17 protein-coding genes are annotated in these 16,828 nt (G+C 34.0%); 6 read left to right on the top strand and 11 right to left on the bottom strand.

Annotated elements, in window-relative coordinates:
• Positions 1-179 precede the first annotated feature (179 nt).
• The 9 genes from VB248_RS11830 to VB248_RS11790 all read right to left on the bottom strand — a co-directional run bounded on the left by VB248_RS11830 (position 180) and on the right by VB248_RS11790 (position 7,594).
• A complete protein-coding gene (locus tag VB248_RS11830) occupies positions 180-605 on the bottom strand; it encodes a hypothetical protein (RefSeq protein WP_323296990.1) in 426 nt (141 codons plus the stop codon).
• Entirely contained in the window at positions 598-906 is a 309-nt protein-coding gene (locus VB248_RS11825) for a helix-turn-helix domain-containing protein (RefSeq protein ID WP_323296989.1), read from the bottom strand. The genes VB248_RS11830 and VB248_RS11825 overlap by 8 nt, the downstream gene beginning before the upstream one ends.
• Positions 907-1,093: 187 nt before the next feature.
• Complete coding sequence (locus VB248_RS11820) at positions 1,094-2,011, bottom strand: hypothetical protein (protein ID WP_323296988.1); 918 nt, start codon at positions 2,009-2,011, stop codon at positions 1,094-1,096.
• 18 nt (positions 2,012-2,029) lie between these two features.
• Positions 2,030-3,289: a site-specific integrase gene (locus VB248_RS11815; protein ID WP_323296987.1), complete on the bottom strand. Its 1,260-nt coding sequence runs from the start codon at positions 3,287-3,289 to the stop codon at positions 2,030-2,032.
• Between the two features lie 392 nt (positions 3,290-3,681).
• Positions 3,682-3,885, bottom strand: coding sequence for a DUF3098 domain-containing protein (locus VB248_RS11810; protein WP_323296986.1), 204 nt, complete (start codon positions 3,883-3,885; stop codon positions 3,682-3,684).
• Between the two features lie 42 nt (positions 3,886-3,927).
• Positions 3,928-4,809, bottom strand: a complete 882-nt coding sequence (locus tag VB248_RS11805) for a cell division protein FtsX (RefSeq protein ID WP_323296985.1) — start codon at positions 4,807-4,809, stop codon at positions 3,928-3,930.
• Between the two features lie 124 nt (positions 4,810-4,933).
• Positions 4,934-5,524, bottom strand: coding sequence for a bifunctional nuclease family protein (locus VB248_RS11800; RefSeq protein ID WP_323296984.1), 591 nt, complete (start codon positions 5,522-5,524; stop codon positions 4,934-4,936).
• A 158-nt stretch (positions 5,525-5,682) separates the two neighbouring features.
• A complete protein-coding gene (locus tag VB248_RS11795; protein ID WP_323296983.1) occupies positions 5,683-6,648 on the bottom strand; it encodes an electron transfer flavoprotein subunit alpha/FixB family protein in 966 nt (321 codons plus the stop codon).
• 211 nt (positions 6,649-6,859) lie between these two features.
• Entirely contained in the window at positions 6,860-7,594 is a 735-nt protein-coding gene (locus VB248_RS11790; RefSeq protein WP_323296982.1) for an electron transfer flavoprotein subunit beta/FixA family protein, read from the bottom strand.
• Between the two features lie 166 nt (positions 7,595-7,760).
• Between VB248_RS11790 and VB248_RS11785 the strand changes: the two genes are divergently transcribed.
• A complete protein-coding gene (locus VB248_RS11785) occupies positions 7,761-8,087 on the top strand; it encodes a tetratricopeptide repeat protein (RefSeq protein ID WP_323296981.1) in 327 nt (108 codons plus the stop codon).
• Positions 8,088-8,144: 57 nt separating this feature from the next.
• Positions 8,145-9,815, top strand: coding sequence for an FAD-dependent oxidoreductase (locus VB248_RS11780; RefSeq protein ID WP_323296980.1), 1,671 nt, complete (start codon positions 8,145-8,147; stop codon positions 9,813-9,815).
• Positions 9,816-9,869: 54 nt separating this feature from the next.
• On the opposite strand, the gene VB248_RS11775 is transcribed toward VB248_RS11780, so the two are convergent.
• Together VB248_RS11775 and VB248_RS11770 are read right to left on the bottom strand one after the other, a co-directional pair.
• Entirely contained in the window at positions 9,870-10,691 is an 822-nt protein-coding gene (locus VB248_RS11775) for a purine-nucleoside phosphorylase (protein WP_323296979.1), read from the bottom strand.
• A gap of 126 nt (positions 10,692-10,817) precedes the next feature.
• Positions 10,818-12,038, bottom strand: coding sequence for a BaiN/RdsA family NAD(P)/FAD-dependent oxidoreductase (locus VB248_RS11770; RefSeq protein ID WP_323296978.1), 1,221 nt, complete (start codon positions 12,036-12,038; stop codon positions 10,818-10,820).
• Positions 12,039-12,165: 127 nt separating this feature from the next.
• On the opposite strand from VB248_RS11770, the gene VB248_RS11765 reads away from it, so the two are divergent.
• The 4 genes from VB248_RS11765 (at position 12,166) to VB248_RS11750 (ending at position 16,827) form a co-directional block, all read left to right on the top strand.
• Positions 12,166-13,155, top strand: coding sequence for a DNA/RNA non-specific endonuclease (locus VB248_RS11765; RefSeq protein WP_323296977.1), 990 nt, complete (start codon positions 12,166-12,168; stop codon positions 13,153-13,155).
• A gap of 134 nt (positions 13,156-13,289) precedes the next feature.
• A complete protein-coding gene (locus VB248_RS11760) occupies positions 13,290-14,273 on the top strand; it encodes a glycosyl transferase (RefSeq protein ID WP_323296976.1) in 984 nt (327 codons plus the stop codon).
• 28 nt (positions 14,274-14,301) lie between these two features.
• Positions 14,302-15,471, top strand: coding sequence for a glycosyltransferase family 9 protein (locus tag VB248_RS11755; RefSeq protein WP_323296975.1), 1,170 nt, complete (start codon positions 14,302-14,304; stop codon positions 15,469-15,471).
• Between the two features lie 231 nt (positions 15,472-15,702).
• A complete protein-coding gene (locus VB248_RS11750; protein WP_323296974.1) occupies positions 15,703-16,827 on the top strand; it encodes a DUF1129 domain-containing protein in 1,125 nt (374 codons plus the stop codon).
• Position 16,828: the final 1 nt, after the last annotated feature.

Raw genomic sequence — 16,828 nt, 5'->3', positions numbered from 1 at the left:
TTAATAAAGTCAATCAATGAGATACTGGAAAGATAAAATTAATTGGTTACTTGAAACGGAAACCAGACAAAGAGAATGAAACAAATAAACAACACACTGAAATACAATTACTTACACTCAAAAACGAATTTACACGGATTGAAACGTTTCAATTCATAAGGCGTTTCTAATATTACATTTCAAGGGTCGTTTTGCTCTAACTCTTGGATAACATCAATGATATATCCCAAAGCACATTCTATATACTCTTGAACCTCATTTAAACCGTATATTTTTACGCTTTTTCGTTTAAAATATAGGCTTGCAACTAACCTTTTAGACTTTGCAATATTTAAAAGTACCATCCAGTATTTACCAGAAATATACCCATCAGAGGAAAAATTTATCAAACGGATTGTATCAAGATAACCTTGAATGACACCTAAAGAATGTTGATAATCTTTCGATTTAAAAGCCTTTAGATTTTCTTTAGTTTCGGCTATTTCGTCTAAAATATCAAAGCAAGTATTCTTCAACTGGTAAGCGTATTGAGTTGCTATTTCCTTAGTTGGTTCATTGTAATAGCTTTCTAACGAGCGTTGGGGGATAGGAGTTTTCTTAGACATGGTTCGCACCCTCCTTTGTGTCATAAATAGGGCGTGGACACAAAAGCACTTCCGACTTTAAATATCTTACCTTATTACCTATACGGTAAGCCTTCAATACGCCTTTTCGTGACCAGTCCCAAATTGTCACGGTGCTAACAGCGAACATCTTAGCCACTTGGTCACGTGTTAAGTATTCTGGTTTATCAACCAACTGTAAGGAAGTTTCTTTCTTCACTTTCGCCAATTCCTCAACAATACTTTGCACTTGCATAAGCCTTGTTTCTAATATTTCAAATGGATTTGAAATTACTTGTTTCATTTGCTTATTTGTTTAATTTTTAATAAGCAAACCTACATTCAAATATTACTATGGTGAAAAATTTGTGATTAAGTTTTACTCAAAAAAAAATGCAAGATACTGTTAATAAGCACCTTGCATTTTTTAAACTTTTAAGATATTCTATCTAATTGGTGAAAGGTTAGTGAAATATTGGTGAAGTAAAAAATTACTTAGAAGGCAAATTTTTATATTCATTTTCCGCCATAATAATGGCTTTTATATTCTTTTCAGGACATTTCTTTAACAACTCAATAGCACAAAGATAATCTTTATCTCTATTCCTTTGATATACCATTCTATTTCTACCGCTCTCATTCATTTTATTATACTCTTTACAGAATTGCCCCCAATCTATTCTAAACAATAAAGAAACCTCTTGCATAGCCTTAATTTTTCCACCTTGACGAATATCAAAAGGTTTTTCAATACCGCACTCAATCAAAAAATAATAGTACAGTGCAATCGCCTTTATTGAGTATTTATTTACCTCAACATTTAAAGAATTATCTTCAACTTCATTCTTATTGGTATCATCATTTATTTCATCTTTTTTAAATTCAAGAATATATTTTATGTAACCAAACCAAATTATATCATTTTCAAAATCTCTTAAAATATCATTTCTTTTTTTAATAGAACTACAAGGTATAAACTCTCCTTTTAAATAAAATGAAATAAGTTCTTTTGTTACATTTTTATACGCCAATACTAATTCACCTTTAATGACATTCGATAGTGAATCAATCGACATTCTTATTTTTTTTAAAAATACTTTTTTTAGTGTTGAAATATTTTTTTCACTACTAATTTTCAATTCCTCACACTCTTTTTTAGTCGGAATAAAAAACTGAGTACTTGGATAAACATCATAGTTAAATATACTACTTTCCTTTCTTTGATTTACTTCTAATTGTAACCGTTTAAGTTTATCAACTAAAGCACTCTTATTTAAAGAATTACATTCCCGAACCTCCGTATAAATCATATCTTTCTCTAAATCAAGTTGCAATATTCTTTCGTAGAACTCACTTGCTTCAAATAAAGTATTTACAAATTTTTCAAAGTCTAAATTTTCAATATCCATCGTTAATATAATTAAATTTTATCCTTCATGTTCCGCTAACATATCCATAAACTCAGAATTATCTAACTTCAAATATTTAATAAAATTCTTTTCGGTTGTGTGTCCAGTAGCACGCATAATTATTCTACTATCAACGCCATCACGGTAAAGGTTTGTAGCAAAAGAACGCCTTGCGGTATGTGTACTTACCTGTTCCCATTTCTCAAATATTTCTACTTGTTGCCCACCGCTAACCGTGGAGGTTATTTTTACCTTTTGATTTATCCCTGCTAATTGGCATAGCTCTTTTACAGAACGGTTTATTTCCTGTTCCGAAATAACTGGTAAAACATTATCATACTTTAATAAAATATCTTTTACAATTGGTCGTAATGGTGTTGTAGCTATGGCTTTAGTCTTGGTTTGCATAATTTCAATATAGGCATTTTCTTTGTTTGTAGTTTTAAAGTTTTCTGGTTTTACTTGATACCAGTCTGAAACCCTAAAACCAGTATTTAAGCCAATCAAGAACAAATCACGAACTTTATCTAAACGTGAATTGCTGGACAAATCAACTTTCTCTATCAATTCAATTTCTTTTTTTGTTAAATAAACATCAACGGGGTTTTCTGTCATTACTTTAGCAACGTCTAACAATCCATCATCATCTATCCATAATTTAGCCTTTTTACACTCTCTCAAAAACACTATCAAGTACTTTTGATACGAGCCTACGGTATTGACTTTGTATTTCTTTTCCATCGTCAAAAAATTTATGTACTCATCCCAAAACCTACGGTTAAGATTTTCAAAAGTTATAGGTTCTTTGGTGTATTCTTCATACTCTTTCAATCCGTTAAAACCAGTATTATAATTTTTAATGGTACGTTCTGCCATACGCTTACCCTCATTCAATCTTTTACCGCTCTTACAATCATCAAGATACTGTTTGATAAATTCAAAGAATGTAATCTTTATTTCAAATTTAGGATTTAGAATACTTTCTAATTCAATCTTGAGCAACTCCCTTGTTAATTCTTTTTTAGGAATAGACGTTTTATATTTTACACTTATGCCATCTACTATTTTTTCCAGACTATCCAAATAAGAATTTATCTCAACTCTATTCAATACCTTGATTTTGTTTTTTAGCCTTCCAGTTTTAAAGTCCCAATTTTCGGGCAATACTTTAAACTTGGTCGAATAAACAAACTGCTTTTGACCCAACTTAAAACCTAAAAAAATTAACTGCGGTGTTGTTCCGTTTTTGTTCCTTAAAAAGAAGAATGTATTAGCCATATATAAGTAATAATGAATGCCAAATATTAGTTTCAAAGTTAGGCATTTTCTTAATATGCTAAGCGAATTGCTAAGCTATTTTTCTTAACACTACTTAATTTACCTTTATTCTACTTAAACAATAGGATAAACAAAAAGTGCCTTTAAAGTTAATTAAAGGCACTTTTAAGGCTTTTTGATAACCTGAGAGTAAAATATAAATTAAGTATATTTGACTACGGCTCTGGGTACTTTGTAAAACCCTAATTACTTCACTGATAGTAATTAGGGTTTTTTATTTGTCTTTTGGTTTCGCAATGTGTTACGCATTTTCCTAAAATATCCTTCTACATAACAAAAAACGCCCTTTAAATTGAATTAAAGAGCGTTTTTTACTTGAATCCTGTACTTAATTACGATTTCTTTAAAATCGCAAAGAATTCTATGCCAAAGCCTAAAAGTACAATAATTGGGCCGAGTGTCAATCCTAAAAATCCAAATCCAAATTCTTCTTTGTCGAGACTCATAATAAAAAAGCCTGCAAGAATAATCGCAATGCCGACTAACATGATTGTATAGTTTGTTTTTCCAAAAGGAAGTTTTTCTTTGTTAGACATAATATGTATGTTGAATTATAAATTATCAAATCTTTTTATTTGTTAATAAAGTTCATCTAAAGACAATCTTAAATAACGCTCTACTGACTGGAAAGTACTCAAAACTCCCATCAATGTTCCAATAATCAAAATACCGCCTATTAATATCAGCATTTTGTCCATTTCTTGTAGTAAAACCAAGCCTTCTATTTTTTGTACGGCTACTTGCTGTAAAACGATTAACAGAGTACAAGCAACAAAACCACTAATTAAGCCTTGTAAAGCTCCTCTGACCACAAAAGGCTTACGAATGAAAGCATTAGTTGCACCTACTAATTGCATACTTCTAATCAAGAAACGCTGTGAGTAAAGAGCTAATTTAATGGTATTATTCACCAAAATAATGATGATAAATAATAAGAGTAATACAAAAACTGAAAGAATTAAGTAAATCTTTGAAATGTTTCTATTCACCTCATCCACGAAATTTTCTACATAAGCTACTTCGTGTATGCCATCTATTTGCTCTAATTCGGTTTTGATTTGTTTTAAATTGGCATCCGTAAAATATTCTTGTTTAATTTTTACGGTGTATAAATTATGAAGAGGATTATTTTCGCCTAATAACTTTCGGTAATCTTCACCAGACTCTTCAATAAACTGTTTGGCTGCTACTTCTTTTGAAATAAAATTTACTTGTGGCGAATTTTCCTTATAAAGTACAAAAGGCTTGGCAATTAATACTTTGTAGATTGAATCTAAACGAACAGTGGTTAAATCGTTCTTCAAATACACCTGTACTTCAACATTTTGCTTTACTAATTCAGCTAATTTTCGGGCATTTAGTGTTAGTAGCCCACACAAACCAATCAGAAAAAGAGCGATTGTAAGACTAACAACCACCATTACATTGGGGGTACTTCCTAATTTTTTTATCTTAGCCATAGTATTTTGAGGCAAATATTTCTAACAAATTTACGATTTTTCTAACGCAATTGACGCCAATTAACGCTTTTTAACAAAAAGCCATCCGAGGCTATCAGATGGCTTTTGTGAAGGTACAATTTTATTAATTTCTTTTATCCAATTCGTCTCTAATTTTTGCAGCCTTTTCATATTCTTCGTTCGCTAAGGCTTCTTGCAACATTTTATTGAGTTGTTCTACTGGATTTTCTTTCAACATTTCTCCGAAAGATTTCTTTGGTTTTACTTCTGGCTCTAAATCTTCCATTAATGGGTCTTTTGAAGATTCGTTTGAAGAAATTCCTGCTTCCGACAATACATTTTCAAAAGTATAAATCGGAACATTGAATCGAAGACCAATGGCTATTGCATCCGAAGGACGAGCATCTATATAAGTATCTTTGATACCGTCTGTACAATGAATTTTTGCAAAGAAAACACCTTCTTTTATATCTGTGATGGTAATCTCGCTTACCGAATAATGAAAAGTACGAGCAAATGATTTAAACAAATCATGGGTCATAGGGCGGTTGGGTTCTATCTTTTCAATTTCGATGGCTATTGCTTGTGCTTCAAACATCCCAATAATGATGGGTAGCCTTCTTGGGCCAAACTCTTCTCCCAACACCAATGCAAATGAACCCGTTTGTGATGAACTGGGTGATAATCCTAATATTTCTAACTTAATTTTTTCCACTTTTCGAGTATATGCTTTTAATTATTAACCGAGTTTTTTCATTAGCGTCTGACAAAGATATAAACCACGATAAATTTAAAAAAGTTTTCTGAGAATAGATTCAAAATAAAAGACCTGTGAAAATTAAAATCACAGGTCTTTTATTCTTTTTTTGAAATTTATTTTGAAGCCAACACTGCTTTTGTTAATCTCGGTAAAATATCAAAAACATCTCCGACGATACCATAATCGGCTGCTTTGAAAAATGGAGCTTCAGGGTCTTTGTTAATTACTACAATTACTTTTGAAGAATTGACACCCGCTAAATGTTGAATTGCTCCGGAAATTCCTGCTGCGATGTACAAATTTGGTGATACTTTGATACCTGTTTGTCCAACGTGTTCGTGGTGAGGTCTCCAATCTAAGTCAGAAACAGGTTTTGAACAAGCCGTAGCTGCACCCAAGGCATTGGCTAAATCTTCCACAATTCCCCAGTTTTCTGGGCCTTTCAAACCTCTTCCTGCCGAAACTACCAAATCCGCTTCTGGTAAAGAAATAGTACTTGATGCTTTGTGAGTTGCTACTAATTTTACACCAAAATCAGCGTCATTGAGCGAGGTTGAGAAGCTTTCAACCGTAGCCAAATCACTTGATTCAACTACTGCCACAGCATTTTTCTTAATAGCAAGAATTTTTTTATCGGTTTTTAATTCAACCGTTGCAAAAGCTTTTCCTGTATAAATACTTCTGTTTACTTTAAAACCATTTTCAAGGTTTGGCAATGCTGTTACGTTTGAAACAATCGCCGCTTTTAGTTTTCCTGCCACTCTTGCCGCTACGGCATCACCCAACGACGATTTAGCCAAAATAACAACCTCAGAGCCTTCTTGTGCTACGGCTTGTCCTAAAACACTTGAATAAGCTTGAATATTGGCTTCTGCCAAACGTACATCATTGGCATGAAGTACTTTGGTAGCACCAAAATTCCCAGCTTTGGCCAATTCCTCTGCCGATGCCTCGCCAATGGCTAAAACTGTGGCAGAAGTACCTTGTAATTTTGCAAGCTCTGCTCCGTAGAACACCGCTTCGAGCGAAGATTTTTTTATCGCTCCATTATCTAATTCAGTGAATATTAATACTGACATTTTATTTCGGATTTTAGATGGAAATGAAATATGAGTTTTGAATTAAGTCATCTTGCAAATTTATTTTGACTAAAAAGAACAATAAATTACTGAAAATCAAAACACTAACTCACAATTGACAATTCACAATTTTACATGATTACTTATGAAAGATGAGTTTTGAAAGTAAACGACTTTATGCAAGCACAACTCAGCACTCAAAACTCATCACTTAAAGTACTTTTGCTTCTGTTTTTAGTAAAGCGATTAACTCTTCGGCTTGTTCGGCTGGAATCATTTTGCAAGCTCCTTTTGGGGCTGGCAATTGGTATTTTTCCGTAAAAGTAAGGTTCTCTCCTACTGGCTGAACTACTTTCAAAGGTTTGGTTCTCGCCGTCATGATTCCACGCATATTCGGAATTTTCCATTCTGCAATTGGTTCTTGACAACCCAATACTAAAGGCAAATTAGCTTCAAGGTCTTCTTTTCCGCCTTCAATTTCACGAGTAATCTTGGCTACACCTCCTTCAATTTCTAATTTCATTACTGGCGAAAGCGAAGGAATGCCCAAAAGCTCGCCTACTAAACCGTGTACTACGCCACTATTGAAGTCGATAGATTCACGACCCATCAAGATTAAATCATACTTTTCAGTAGCAGCAATTGCCGCAATTTGCGTAGCAACAAAATAAGAATCCGTAGGTTCGCAGTTTACCCTAATGGCATCATCAGCACCAATGGCCAAACATTTACGAATCACAGGTTCTGCATCTGCTTCGCCTACATTCAATACAGTTACTGTACCGCCTAATTTTTCTTTTAGCTCTATAGCCCTCGAAAGTGCATAATCATCATAAGGCCCAGTGATGTAAGTAACTCCTGCTTTGTTGAATTTTGTATCTCCGTCCGTGAACGAAATTTTCGCTGTGGTGTCGGGTACGCTGGTAACACAAACTAAAATTTTCATTTTATATGCTTTATTTTGTTAATCTATTAGATTTTGCTTTCGGATATACTCTCAATATTTCACTATTTTTGGTTTAATTTGTAGTATTCCTTATCTTCTCACAATATTAACGAAAAGTTTCAATAATAGTATGCAAGCATACTATTATTTATAAATAAATTATACAATGCTTTCAAATAGATTAGAATTACTCAAACAATTTCTTGAAGAAGACCCAAACGACCCATTCAATCATTACGCTTTAGCGACAGAATACTTAAAAACTGAGCCTACAAAAGCCAAGGAGATTTATGAATACTTACTAAAAAATCATTCTGAGTACTTGCCAACTTATTATCATGCAGGAGCTTTGTTGGTAGAATTTGAAGAATATGATTCGGCTCAAAAAGTCTATCAGGAAGGTATCGAATTGGCAAAAAAAGTAGGAAATGAGCGTGCCTTAAAAGAACTTAAAGGAGCATACCAAATGCTTTTGGATGAATTGGAGATGTAGAAATTCTTCACCGATTTTAGAATGTCTTCAATGTATTATTTAACCTCAAACTAAACTATGAAAAGAATTAAAAAATTGTTTTGGCTTTTAAAAGCTACGTTTATCGTTTTTATATTTTCTGGATTCCAGCTAAATAAAAGTACCGAAACACAAGTTCGCAAAGCAGATGTAATTATTTATGGCGGAACTTCGGCTGCCATCATAGCAGCTGTACAAGTAAAAAAAATGGGGAAAAGCGTAATCGTTGTTTCTCCTGATACACACTTAGGCGGTTTGTCTTCGGGTGGTTTAGGTTTTACTGATACAGGTAACAAAGAAGTAATTGGTGGACTTTCTCGTGAATTTTATCAAAGACTGTATCAATATTATCAAAACAATAGTACTTGGCATTGGCAGAAAAAAGAAGAATACGGCAATAAAGGACAAGGCACTCCTGCCATTGATGGAACGAACAGAACGATGTGGATTTTTGAGCCACATGTAGCAGAACAAGTATTTGAAGATTTTGTCAAAGAAAACAAAATACTGATTTACCGCAATGAATGGCTTGACCGCTCTGAAAAAGGCGTAGTAAAAGTAGCTGGAAGTATCCAGTCGTTTCGTACTTTAAACGGCAATGTATATCAAGCAAAAATGTTTATTGATGCTACTTACGAAGGCGACCTTATGGCGGCGGCAGGCGTTGATTATCATGTGGGTCGTGAAGCGAATAGTGTTTATGGCGAAAAATGGAATGGTGTTCAACCAGAAGTATTTCAACATGGTCATCATTTCAAAGCGAAAATTAGTCCTTATAAAATAGCTAATGATTCAACAAGTGGACTTTTGCCTGAAATTTCATCCGAACCAATTGCTGAATATGGTTCGGGAGACAATAAAATTCAAGCCTATTGTTTCAGAATGTGTCTGAGTAATCATCCAGAAAATAGAATCCCTTTTCAAAAACCAGAAGGCTATAACCCTGCTCGATATGAATTACTTGCACGAGTTTTTGCCACTGGCTGGCGTGAAACTTTTGATAAATTTGACCACATTCCTAATCGTAAAACAGATACTAATAATCATGGACCTTTTAGTACAGACTATATCGGCAAAAACTATGATTACCCAGAAGCAAGTTATGACCGTCGTAAACAAATCATCAAAGAGCATGAATTGTATCAAAAAGGTTTGATGTACTTTTTACAAAACGACAAAAGTATTCCAGCGGATGTTCATGAAAAAATGCAAGAATGGGGTTTACCGAAAGATGAATTCAAGGACAATGGAAATTGGCCACATCAACTCTACATCCGAGAAGCAAGAAGAATGATTGGTGAATTTGTGATGAAAGAGGCTGATGCTTTAGGAAAAACTCAAGTTCCTAATCCAATCGGAATGGGTTCTTATGCTTTGGATGCCCATAATGCTCAACGTTATATCAAAAAAGACGGCTATGTACAAAACGAAGGAGATATAGGCGTACACCCAGATAAGCCGTATTCAATTGCTTATGGCTCTATTTTACCAAAAGAAAAAGAATGTAATAATTTGTTAGTTCCTGTTTGTGTATCAAGCTCGCACATTGCTTATGGTTCTATTAGGATGGAACCCGTTTTTATGATTTTAGGGCAATCGGCAGCTACGGCAGCAGTACTTTCTATTAACAACAAAGTATCGCCTCAGCAACTACCTTATAGTAAATTGAAAGCTGTTTTGTTGAAAGATAAACAAAGGTTAGAACTGTAAAAAACTGGGTATCCTTTCATCATAGTTTTAGTTAGGATACCCAATTATTTTAAATTAAAGACTTTTTATCAAAGTACTGATAATTTTTGTCATCAAAGGTTCTGACTTACTGGCGGCGGCAATGATTTTCTCAAGACTTGCTTTCACTAAAGTTTCTGGAATGCCCATGTCTGTAATAATTGACATTCCGAAACACTTCATCCCCATTTGATGCCCCACGATAATTTCTGGAACGGTGGACATTCCTACGGCATCAGCTCCTAAAACTCTTAAAAGTTTGTACTCGGCTCTGGTTTCCAATTGCGGCCCCGGACACATTATATATGTACCTTTCTGAACTGGAATGGTTAAAGAAGCGGCAATTTCCTCGGCTTTGTCAATTAATGCTAAATCATAAGGGTCGCACATATCAGGAAAACGGTCGCCAAAAGAAGGAGTATGTTTGCCAGTCAAAGGGTTTTCGGGCATGAACAAACTAATATGGTCTTGGATAATCATCAAATCACCGACTTTAAAATCGGGATTCAAGCCACCAGAAGCATTCGATACAATTAATTGCTGTACGCCCAATTGCTGCATTACTCTTACAGGAAACGTTACTTCTTTCATAGAATAACCTTCGTAGTAATGAAAACGCCCTTGCATACAAACCACATGCTTATCTCCGATTTTACCAAAAATCAATTTTCCTTGATGAAACTCTACGGTAGAAACGGGAAAATTTGGAATTTCTGCATAAGACAAAGTATGTAAAATATCAATTTCATTTACCAAAGCTCCCAAGCCTGTGCCTAAAATAATACCAAATTCGGGCTGAAAATCTTTTACTTTTTGCTGAATAAATTGAGTAGTTTCTGTGATTTGCTGAAAGTACATGGTAATTTGAAAATTTGGTGATTTGAAGATTTGAAAATTATTGATTATGATAGCCGAAAGCTCACTGATAATATGATTCTATGCTTGCTATCTTTGTTTCAAAAATTTGAAAATAAAGTAAGTTAATTACATATTTTTGCCTGCCACAAAACCTGTTGTCCAAGCAGCTTGGAAATTGAAACCTCCCGTTACGGCATCAATGTCTAATACTTCTCCTGCAAAAAATAAGTTTTTCACTATTTTACTTTCCATCGTTTGTGGATTAATTTCTGCTAAATCTATTCCTCCGCAAGTCACAAATTCTTCTTTAAAAGTAGTTTTGCCTTGTACTTTTTGCGAGCAATTCAATAAATTTTCAATCAATTTATTCATAGATTTATTTGAAATATCAATCCAACGAAGATTTTCATCTATTTCTGAAAGTTCACAAAATTTCTTCCAAAGACGAGTTGGCAACGTAAAAAGAGCGTTTGATTGAATGATTTTTTTAGGACTTGCCTTTTTCATCATCGCAAAAGCTTCTCTTGCTTCTTTTTCTGAAACATCAGGAATCCAATTGATTAAAGCCGTAAATTCATAATTTGCCTCAGCTAATTCCCTTGCTCCCCAAGCTGAAAGTTTCAAAATCGCTGGCCCAGAAAAACCCCAATGCGTTACCAACAAAGCTCCTTCTTGCTGTATTTTTTTTCCCGCAATTCGGGCAATTGCTTTCTGTACGCTTACGCCTGAAAGCTCTGAAAATAAGGAATTTGGCACATTGAAAGTAAAAAGTGAAGGCACAGGCTCGATGATATAATGCCCCAAATCAGCCAACCATTCATAACCAGATTTTTGTGGATTTCCGCCTGTTGTAATCAATAAAGTATCTGTGGGAAGGACTTCACCACTTAGCAATTCTACGGCTTTTACTGTTTTTTTTTCCAATAAAATTCGCTTCACTCCTGCCGAAGTAATTACTTGTACGCCCAGTTTTTTTGCCTTTTGCTCTAAACAAGTAGCGATGGTTTCTGAACTATCGGTTTCAGGAAACATTCTGCCGTCGGCTTCTGTTTTCAATACAACACCTTGATTTTCAAACCATTTTACCGTACTTGTTGCATTAAACTGATTAAATAAATTTCTTAAAAAAGCCGAACCTCTCGGATAAAATTTTGATAATTGCTTATTATCAAAACAAGCGTGCGTTACGTTGCAACGTCCACCGCCCGAAATACGAACTTTATTTAAAACTGTTCTATTCTTTTCTAAAAGTGTTATTTTCGCAGTTGGGTTGTTCTCGGCTGCGGTAATTGCTCCGAAATACCCCGCAGCACCAGCACCTACCACTATAATTTGTTTTCTCGACATTTTTTGATGGTTTGTAGCATTTTAAACCTTGATACATCATGCCGTAAAATTAGCGAATTTTGTAGCGGTATTTCCAAAATCTTATTTTCAAACATATTTTCACGCTAAGATTAATCTTTTTCAAAAAATGGGCAAAATCAAATTTCTTTTATTTCTCTTATTGCTTGGCGTTTTTTTGTATTACTGGGGCAAACCTCAACCTTTGAAAAGCTTAGGGAGAGACCTTTCGAGTCTTTCTAATAGTTCTAAAAAAAGTACTAAAGAAAACCCAGAAGAAGTAAAACCAGACAAAGAAGAGAGTACTTTTTTAGAAGAAAAATCAAAAGAATTGACAGATGGAATTAAGGAAGAAGTAAGTAAGAAAGTTGAAGAATCTGTTTTAGACATTATCAAAAATAAATTATTTAGCGATAAAAAAGGGAGTACTGAAAGTAGCAATGATTTAGACAAATACATTCCATTTTCAAAACATAACAACGAAATCGTTCGCCACAAAGCCTTTATTTTGAATTACAGAGAAGAGTATGAACAGGCTTCTTGGGTACTTCATAAACTTAGTAGCGAAGCCGTGACTGGACACGAACCACGCTCGAATGAATTTATTGAAGACCCATCAGTAGAAACAGGTTCAGCAGTTACGCAAGATTATTCTCGTTCGGGTTTCGACCGTGGGCATCTTTGTCCAGCAGGTGATTTCAAACATGATAAAGAATTGCAAGACGAAACTTTTTATATGTCGAATATGTCGCCCCAAGTACCTGATTTTAACCGTGGTATTTGGAATCATTTAGAAAGTAAGGTGCGTACTTGGGTGAGTACAAAAGGAGAATTTATTGTTTTGACAGGGCCGATACTTACCACAGGACTTGAACGAATCGGAAGAATTAATAAGATTGCTGTACCAAAAGCCTATTATAAAATCGTTTATGACCCAGCGGAGCAGAAAGCAGTGGCTTTTTTAGTACCCAACGAAGGCTCAAGTAAATCTATCAAAAGTTTTGCGGTAAGTATCGACAAAATCGAAGCACTAACAGGAATAGATTTTTTTGAAAAACTACCCGATACTTTAGAGCAAAAAATTGAAAGTAAAAATAATATTCAAAGCTGGTATGAATAAAACAAAGCGATACAAAGCCCATCAGGTACTTTTTAGGCAATAATAAATATCGTAACTTAGTATCTTAAAAGCTTAGTTCAAGCAGAACCTCCAAACCCATCATCAGTCATATAGCCCTAAAATTATTAATAATAATGACATTAGCCTTTACCATTTGCTCTATAAACTACTTAGCCCAAGCCCAAACGCTGGGGCAATCGCTACAAAAAACAAATCCAGATATAGAGTTTGTGATTGGTCTGGTAGATAGACTTGATAAAGTAAATTTAGAACCAGATAAAATTCCACCTTTTCAGTTACTTGAAATTGATAAAATCAATATTGATTGTTTGGATGATATGTGTAAAAACTACGACATCACCGAACTCAATACGGCTGTAAAACCTTTTTACTTCGACTATTTTTTCAAAAATAGAAAAGACATTCAAAATGTCATTTATTTTGACCCCGACATTATTGTTTTTGATACACTCAAAAGTCTAACGGATAGTCTTTTAGTAAAAAGCATCGTCATTACTCCACACATTAGCTCGCCAATCTGGGATGATTTCACAACTCGTGAAATCGACCACCTCAATACAGGTATTTACAATTTAGGATTTATCGGCGTTGGACGCAGTAAAGACAGTTACGAGATGATTGATTGGTGGAAAGAACGCCTCAAGAAAGATTGTAGAATAGACCTTTGCAATGGACTTTTTGTTGACCAACATTGGATAAACTTCGTGCCTTTGTATTATCCAGATTCGGTTTTGATAGAAAAACATCCGGGCTACAACATGGCGTATTGGAACTTACACGAAAGAAGTATTACAAGAGATGGCGAAAAGTTTTTGAGTAATCATCAGCCTTTGATTTTCTTTCATTATAGCGGTTATCAATTAAAAAATCCGAATAGCGTTTCAAAGTATCAGAATCGTTCTACTTTTGAAAAACGCCCCGACATTGTGCCTTTATTTGAATATTATGCTCAACAATTGCGCAATAATTTCAACGATTATTATATCCAAATTCCTTGTTATTATATTAAACCGCCCGTAGTAAAGCGTTATAAAAGAGTACGAAAAGCTTTACAAACTCCTTTCAGAAAAATTCTTAATTTAATTCAAGAAGACTAAAAATATTTGAGATTTCTTTCAAGAAAATATGATGATAAAAAGAGAATACTGTGGAAATAGACCAACAAAAATAGGATTTAGTATTTTGGATATTTTCATTGATGTAAGCTTGTTTGTTTTAGGTAAGAAAAAAAACAAAAGTTACGTTCATCCACAGAAAATTTTGCTATTTAATTTTGGGCATTTGGGGGATATGCTGATGATGGGTTACATGATAAATGCCCTGAAAAAGCAATTTCCTACTGTTGAAATCCACCTTGTAGCAGGGCGTTGGTGCAAATTATTGGTAGAAAACAATCCTTTGTTCGATAAAGTATTTTACGTAAATCACTTCCAAACTAATAGAAGTAACCTATCGTTTTTAGAAAAAATAAAAATGTTTCTGAATGATGCTTTTGCTTTTATTCAAGAACAAAAACAATATTCATACACTCATTCTTTCGATTTTAGGTATTCAGCTTACAATGCAAATCCTTTGTTGCCTTTTTTAACGATTCAGAAAAAAATAGGCTTTGGCTCAAGAGCTTGGGGTGGATTTCTGGATAAAGAGTATTTTTTACTTGCTTCGCCCGTTCATACGATTGATATACAAATTCAAGTTTTGAGCGAGCTAATTGCTGAAAATAGCCTCACACTTGAACCTGTACTCTTTGTAGCCGAACAAAATGTGCTACCAATTCAAGTAACACAAGATTATTTAATGATTTTTCCAGAAGCAGGTATCGAAAATAAAATGTTGGATTTAGCTACTTGGGAAAGTATCGTTACTTATTATTTACAGTATTTTCCACAATATCAAGTAATTGTTTGTGGACTGACTGACTATACAGAACAACTATCAGCACGATTAACGCAAAAGCATGCTGAAAATATCATTAATGCTTGTGGCAAACTTTCGATTCCACAAATTATAGCTTTACTTAAAAAAGCTTCGGGAGCAATTACTTTAGATTCATTCCCAGCCCATTTAACCTCTACACAAACACCTACTTTGTGTTTATTTAAAGGCGGAAGTGGCTTTGAATATTTTCCTATCAATGCCAAAGCAACCTACATCATTCACAATCATTTGTACTCAAAAGAAATCACTCAATTTAGGACTGATATGGACATAAGTTATGTAGAATCTTTTGATGATGAAATATTCAAAAAAAATCTTTTCGTCGCTCTTAATAAATTATTTTCAATCAATCTGTAAGTTCATCATTTTGTGTATTTAGAACTTCAAATTATCTTTGAAAATCAATCAAAGCATTTGAAAGCATATTCGATTATTTCTGTTGATTAAATTCGGCATATTTTTTGTAATCTAATGTTCAAGGGATTTATCATAAAACTTCACAAAAGACCCTTGAATAATCAAGCCGTTAAACAATTAATCAACTACTGTCGCCAACTATAAAAAGTTGAGATTGGTACTTCTTTAAAAATGAATATAAACACTATGGAAAATCCTTCCGAATTAAATGAGTCGGAAAAAACCTACCGAGCTTTAGAGAACTCAATTCATAAAATACAGAGGTTTACTCATAAACTGGCAAAGAAGTCAAACCCAAGCCTTGAGGTACAAGGTTTTTGGGAACTCGGTGACCCTTCATTGATTCATTGGATTAGTGATACCCATTGTTACCTCAGCAGAAGAGGACAAAAATTACAGTTCTTAGGCCGTCAGTCTAAATTAGAAATTATTGGTTTCCACTTAGAAGAAGGTGACAAATTACTGATTTGTGGTGAATCTATCCGTGAAAAAATTACTGATGCAGAAATTGACGAAATACTTCAAGGCAGTAATGGTGTAAAAGACTCATGCTTGAATATCTTGAAAGTAGCGAATAAAGATACTCCTTACAATGTCTATAATGTGCATAATGTGATTGTGTTGGAAGTTGTCAATAAGCAAAAAATTGCTCCTTCAAATGTAGATGCCAACAACAATCCATTTATTAAGAAATCTTACGACGGTCTTTTCTTCCTTATTTTGTTTTTGGGAATCGTAGGAGTACTTGCTTATTTTTATAATTCAAACAGAACATTTGATATTTCGGGCTTAGTGAATAAAGTATTGAAGCGTGAAAGTCCACAAAATACCAATACGCCGACTGATTCTTTACAGAGTTTTCAAAGTAATACTGATTCTCTGACTCAATCGACTCAACCGAGTATCAGTAATGATGGTTTTGGTAATGAGCCAAGCAATAGCTTCCAAGAAAATACGACAAAACCAGTTGAAACAAGTACAGAAGCTACCACAACTAAGCCCGTTAATACTCAGCCTTTAACAGCGGAAAAAGTAGCTCCAAAAAGTACATGGAAAAAGCCAGAAGCTACGGTTAGTAAGAAACCAAATTCAGCTGATTTTTCAAAAGAAGAACAAAACTATAATGCCTTACGTCAGCAAAAAGAAAAGTGGTTGAAAATCAGAAATGATTTGCAACAAAAACTCAATGCAGGTGATGCTTCTGTTACAGACCAGTTAAATAATAGCATTAAAGTACTGGCAAGAATTGAGGAGAAATTGATGGTAAGTGCCCAAAAATTAGATAGTCAGCGATAAT

The organism is Arcicella rigui, from assembly GCF_034929435.1.
Taxonomy (GTDB): domain Bacteria; phylum Bacteroidota; class Bacteroidia; order Cytophagales; family Spirosomataceae; genus Arcicella; species Arcicella rigui.
This window is presented reverse-complemented; position numbering and strand designations above follow the sequence as displayed.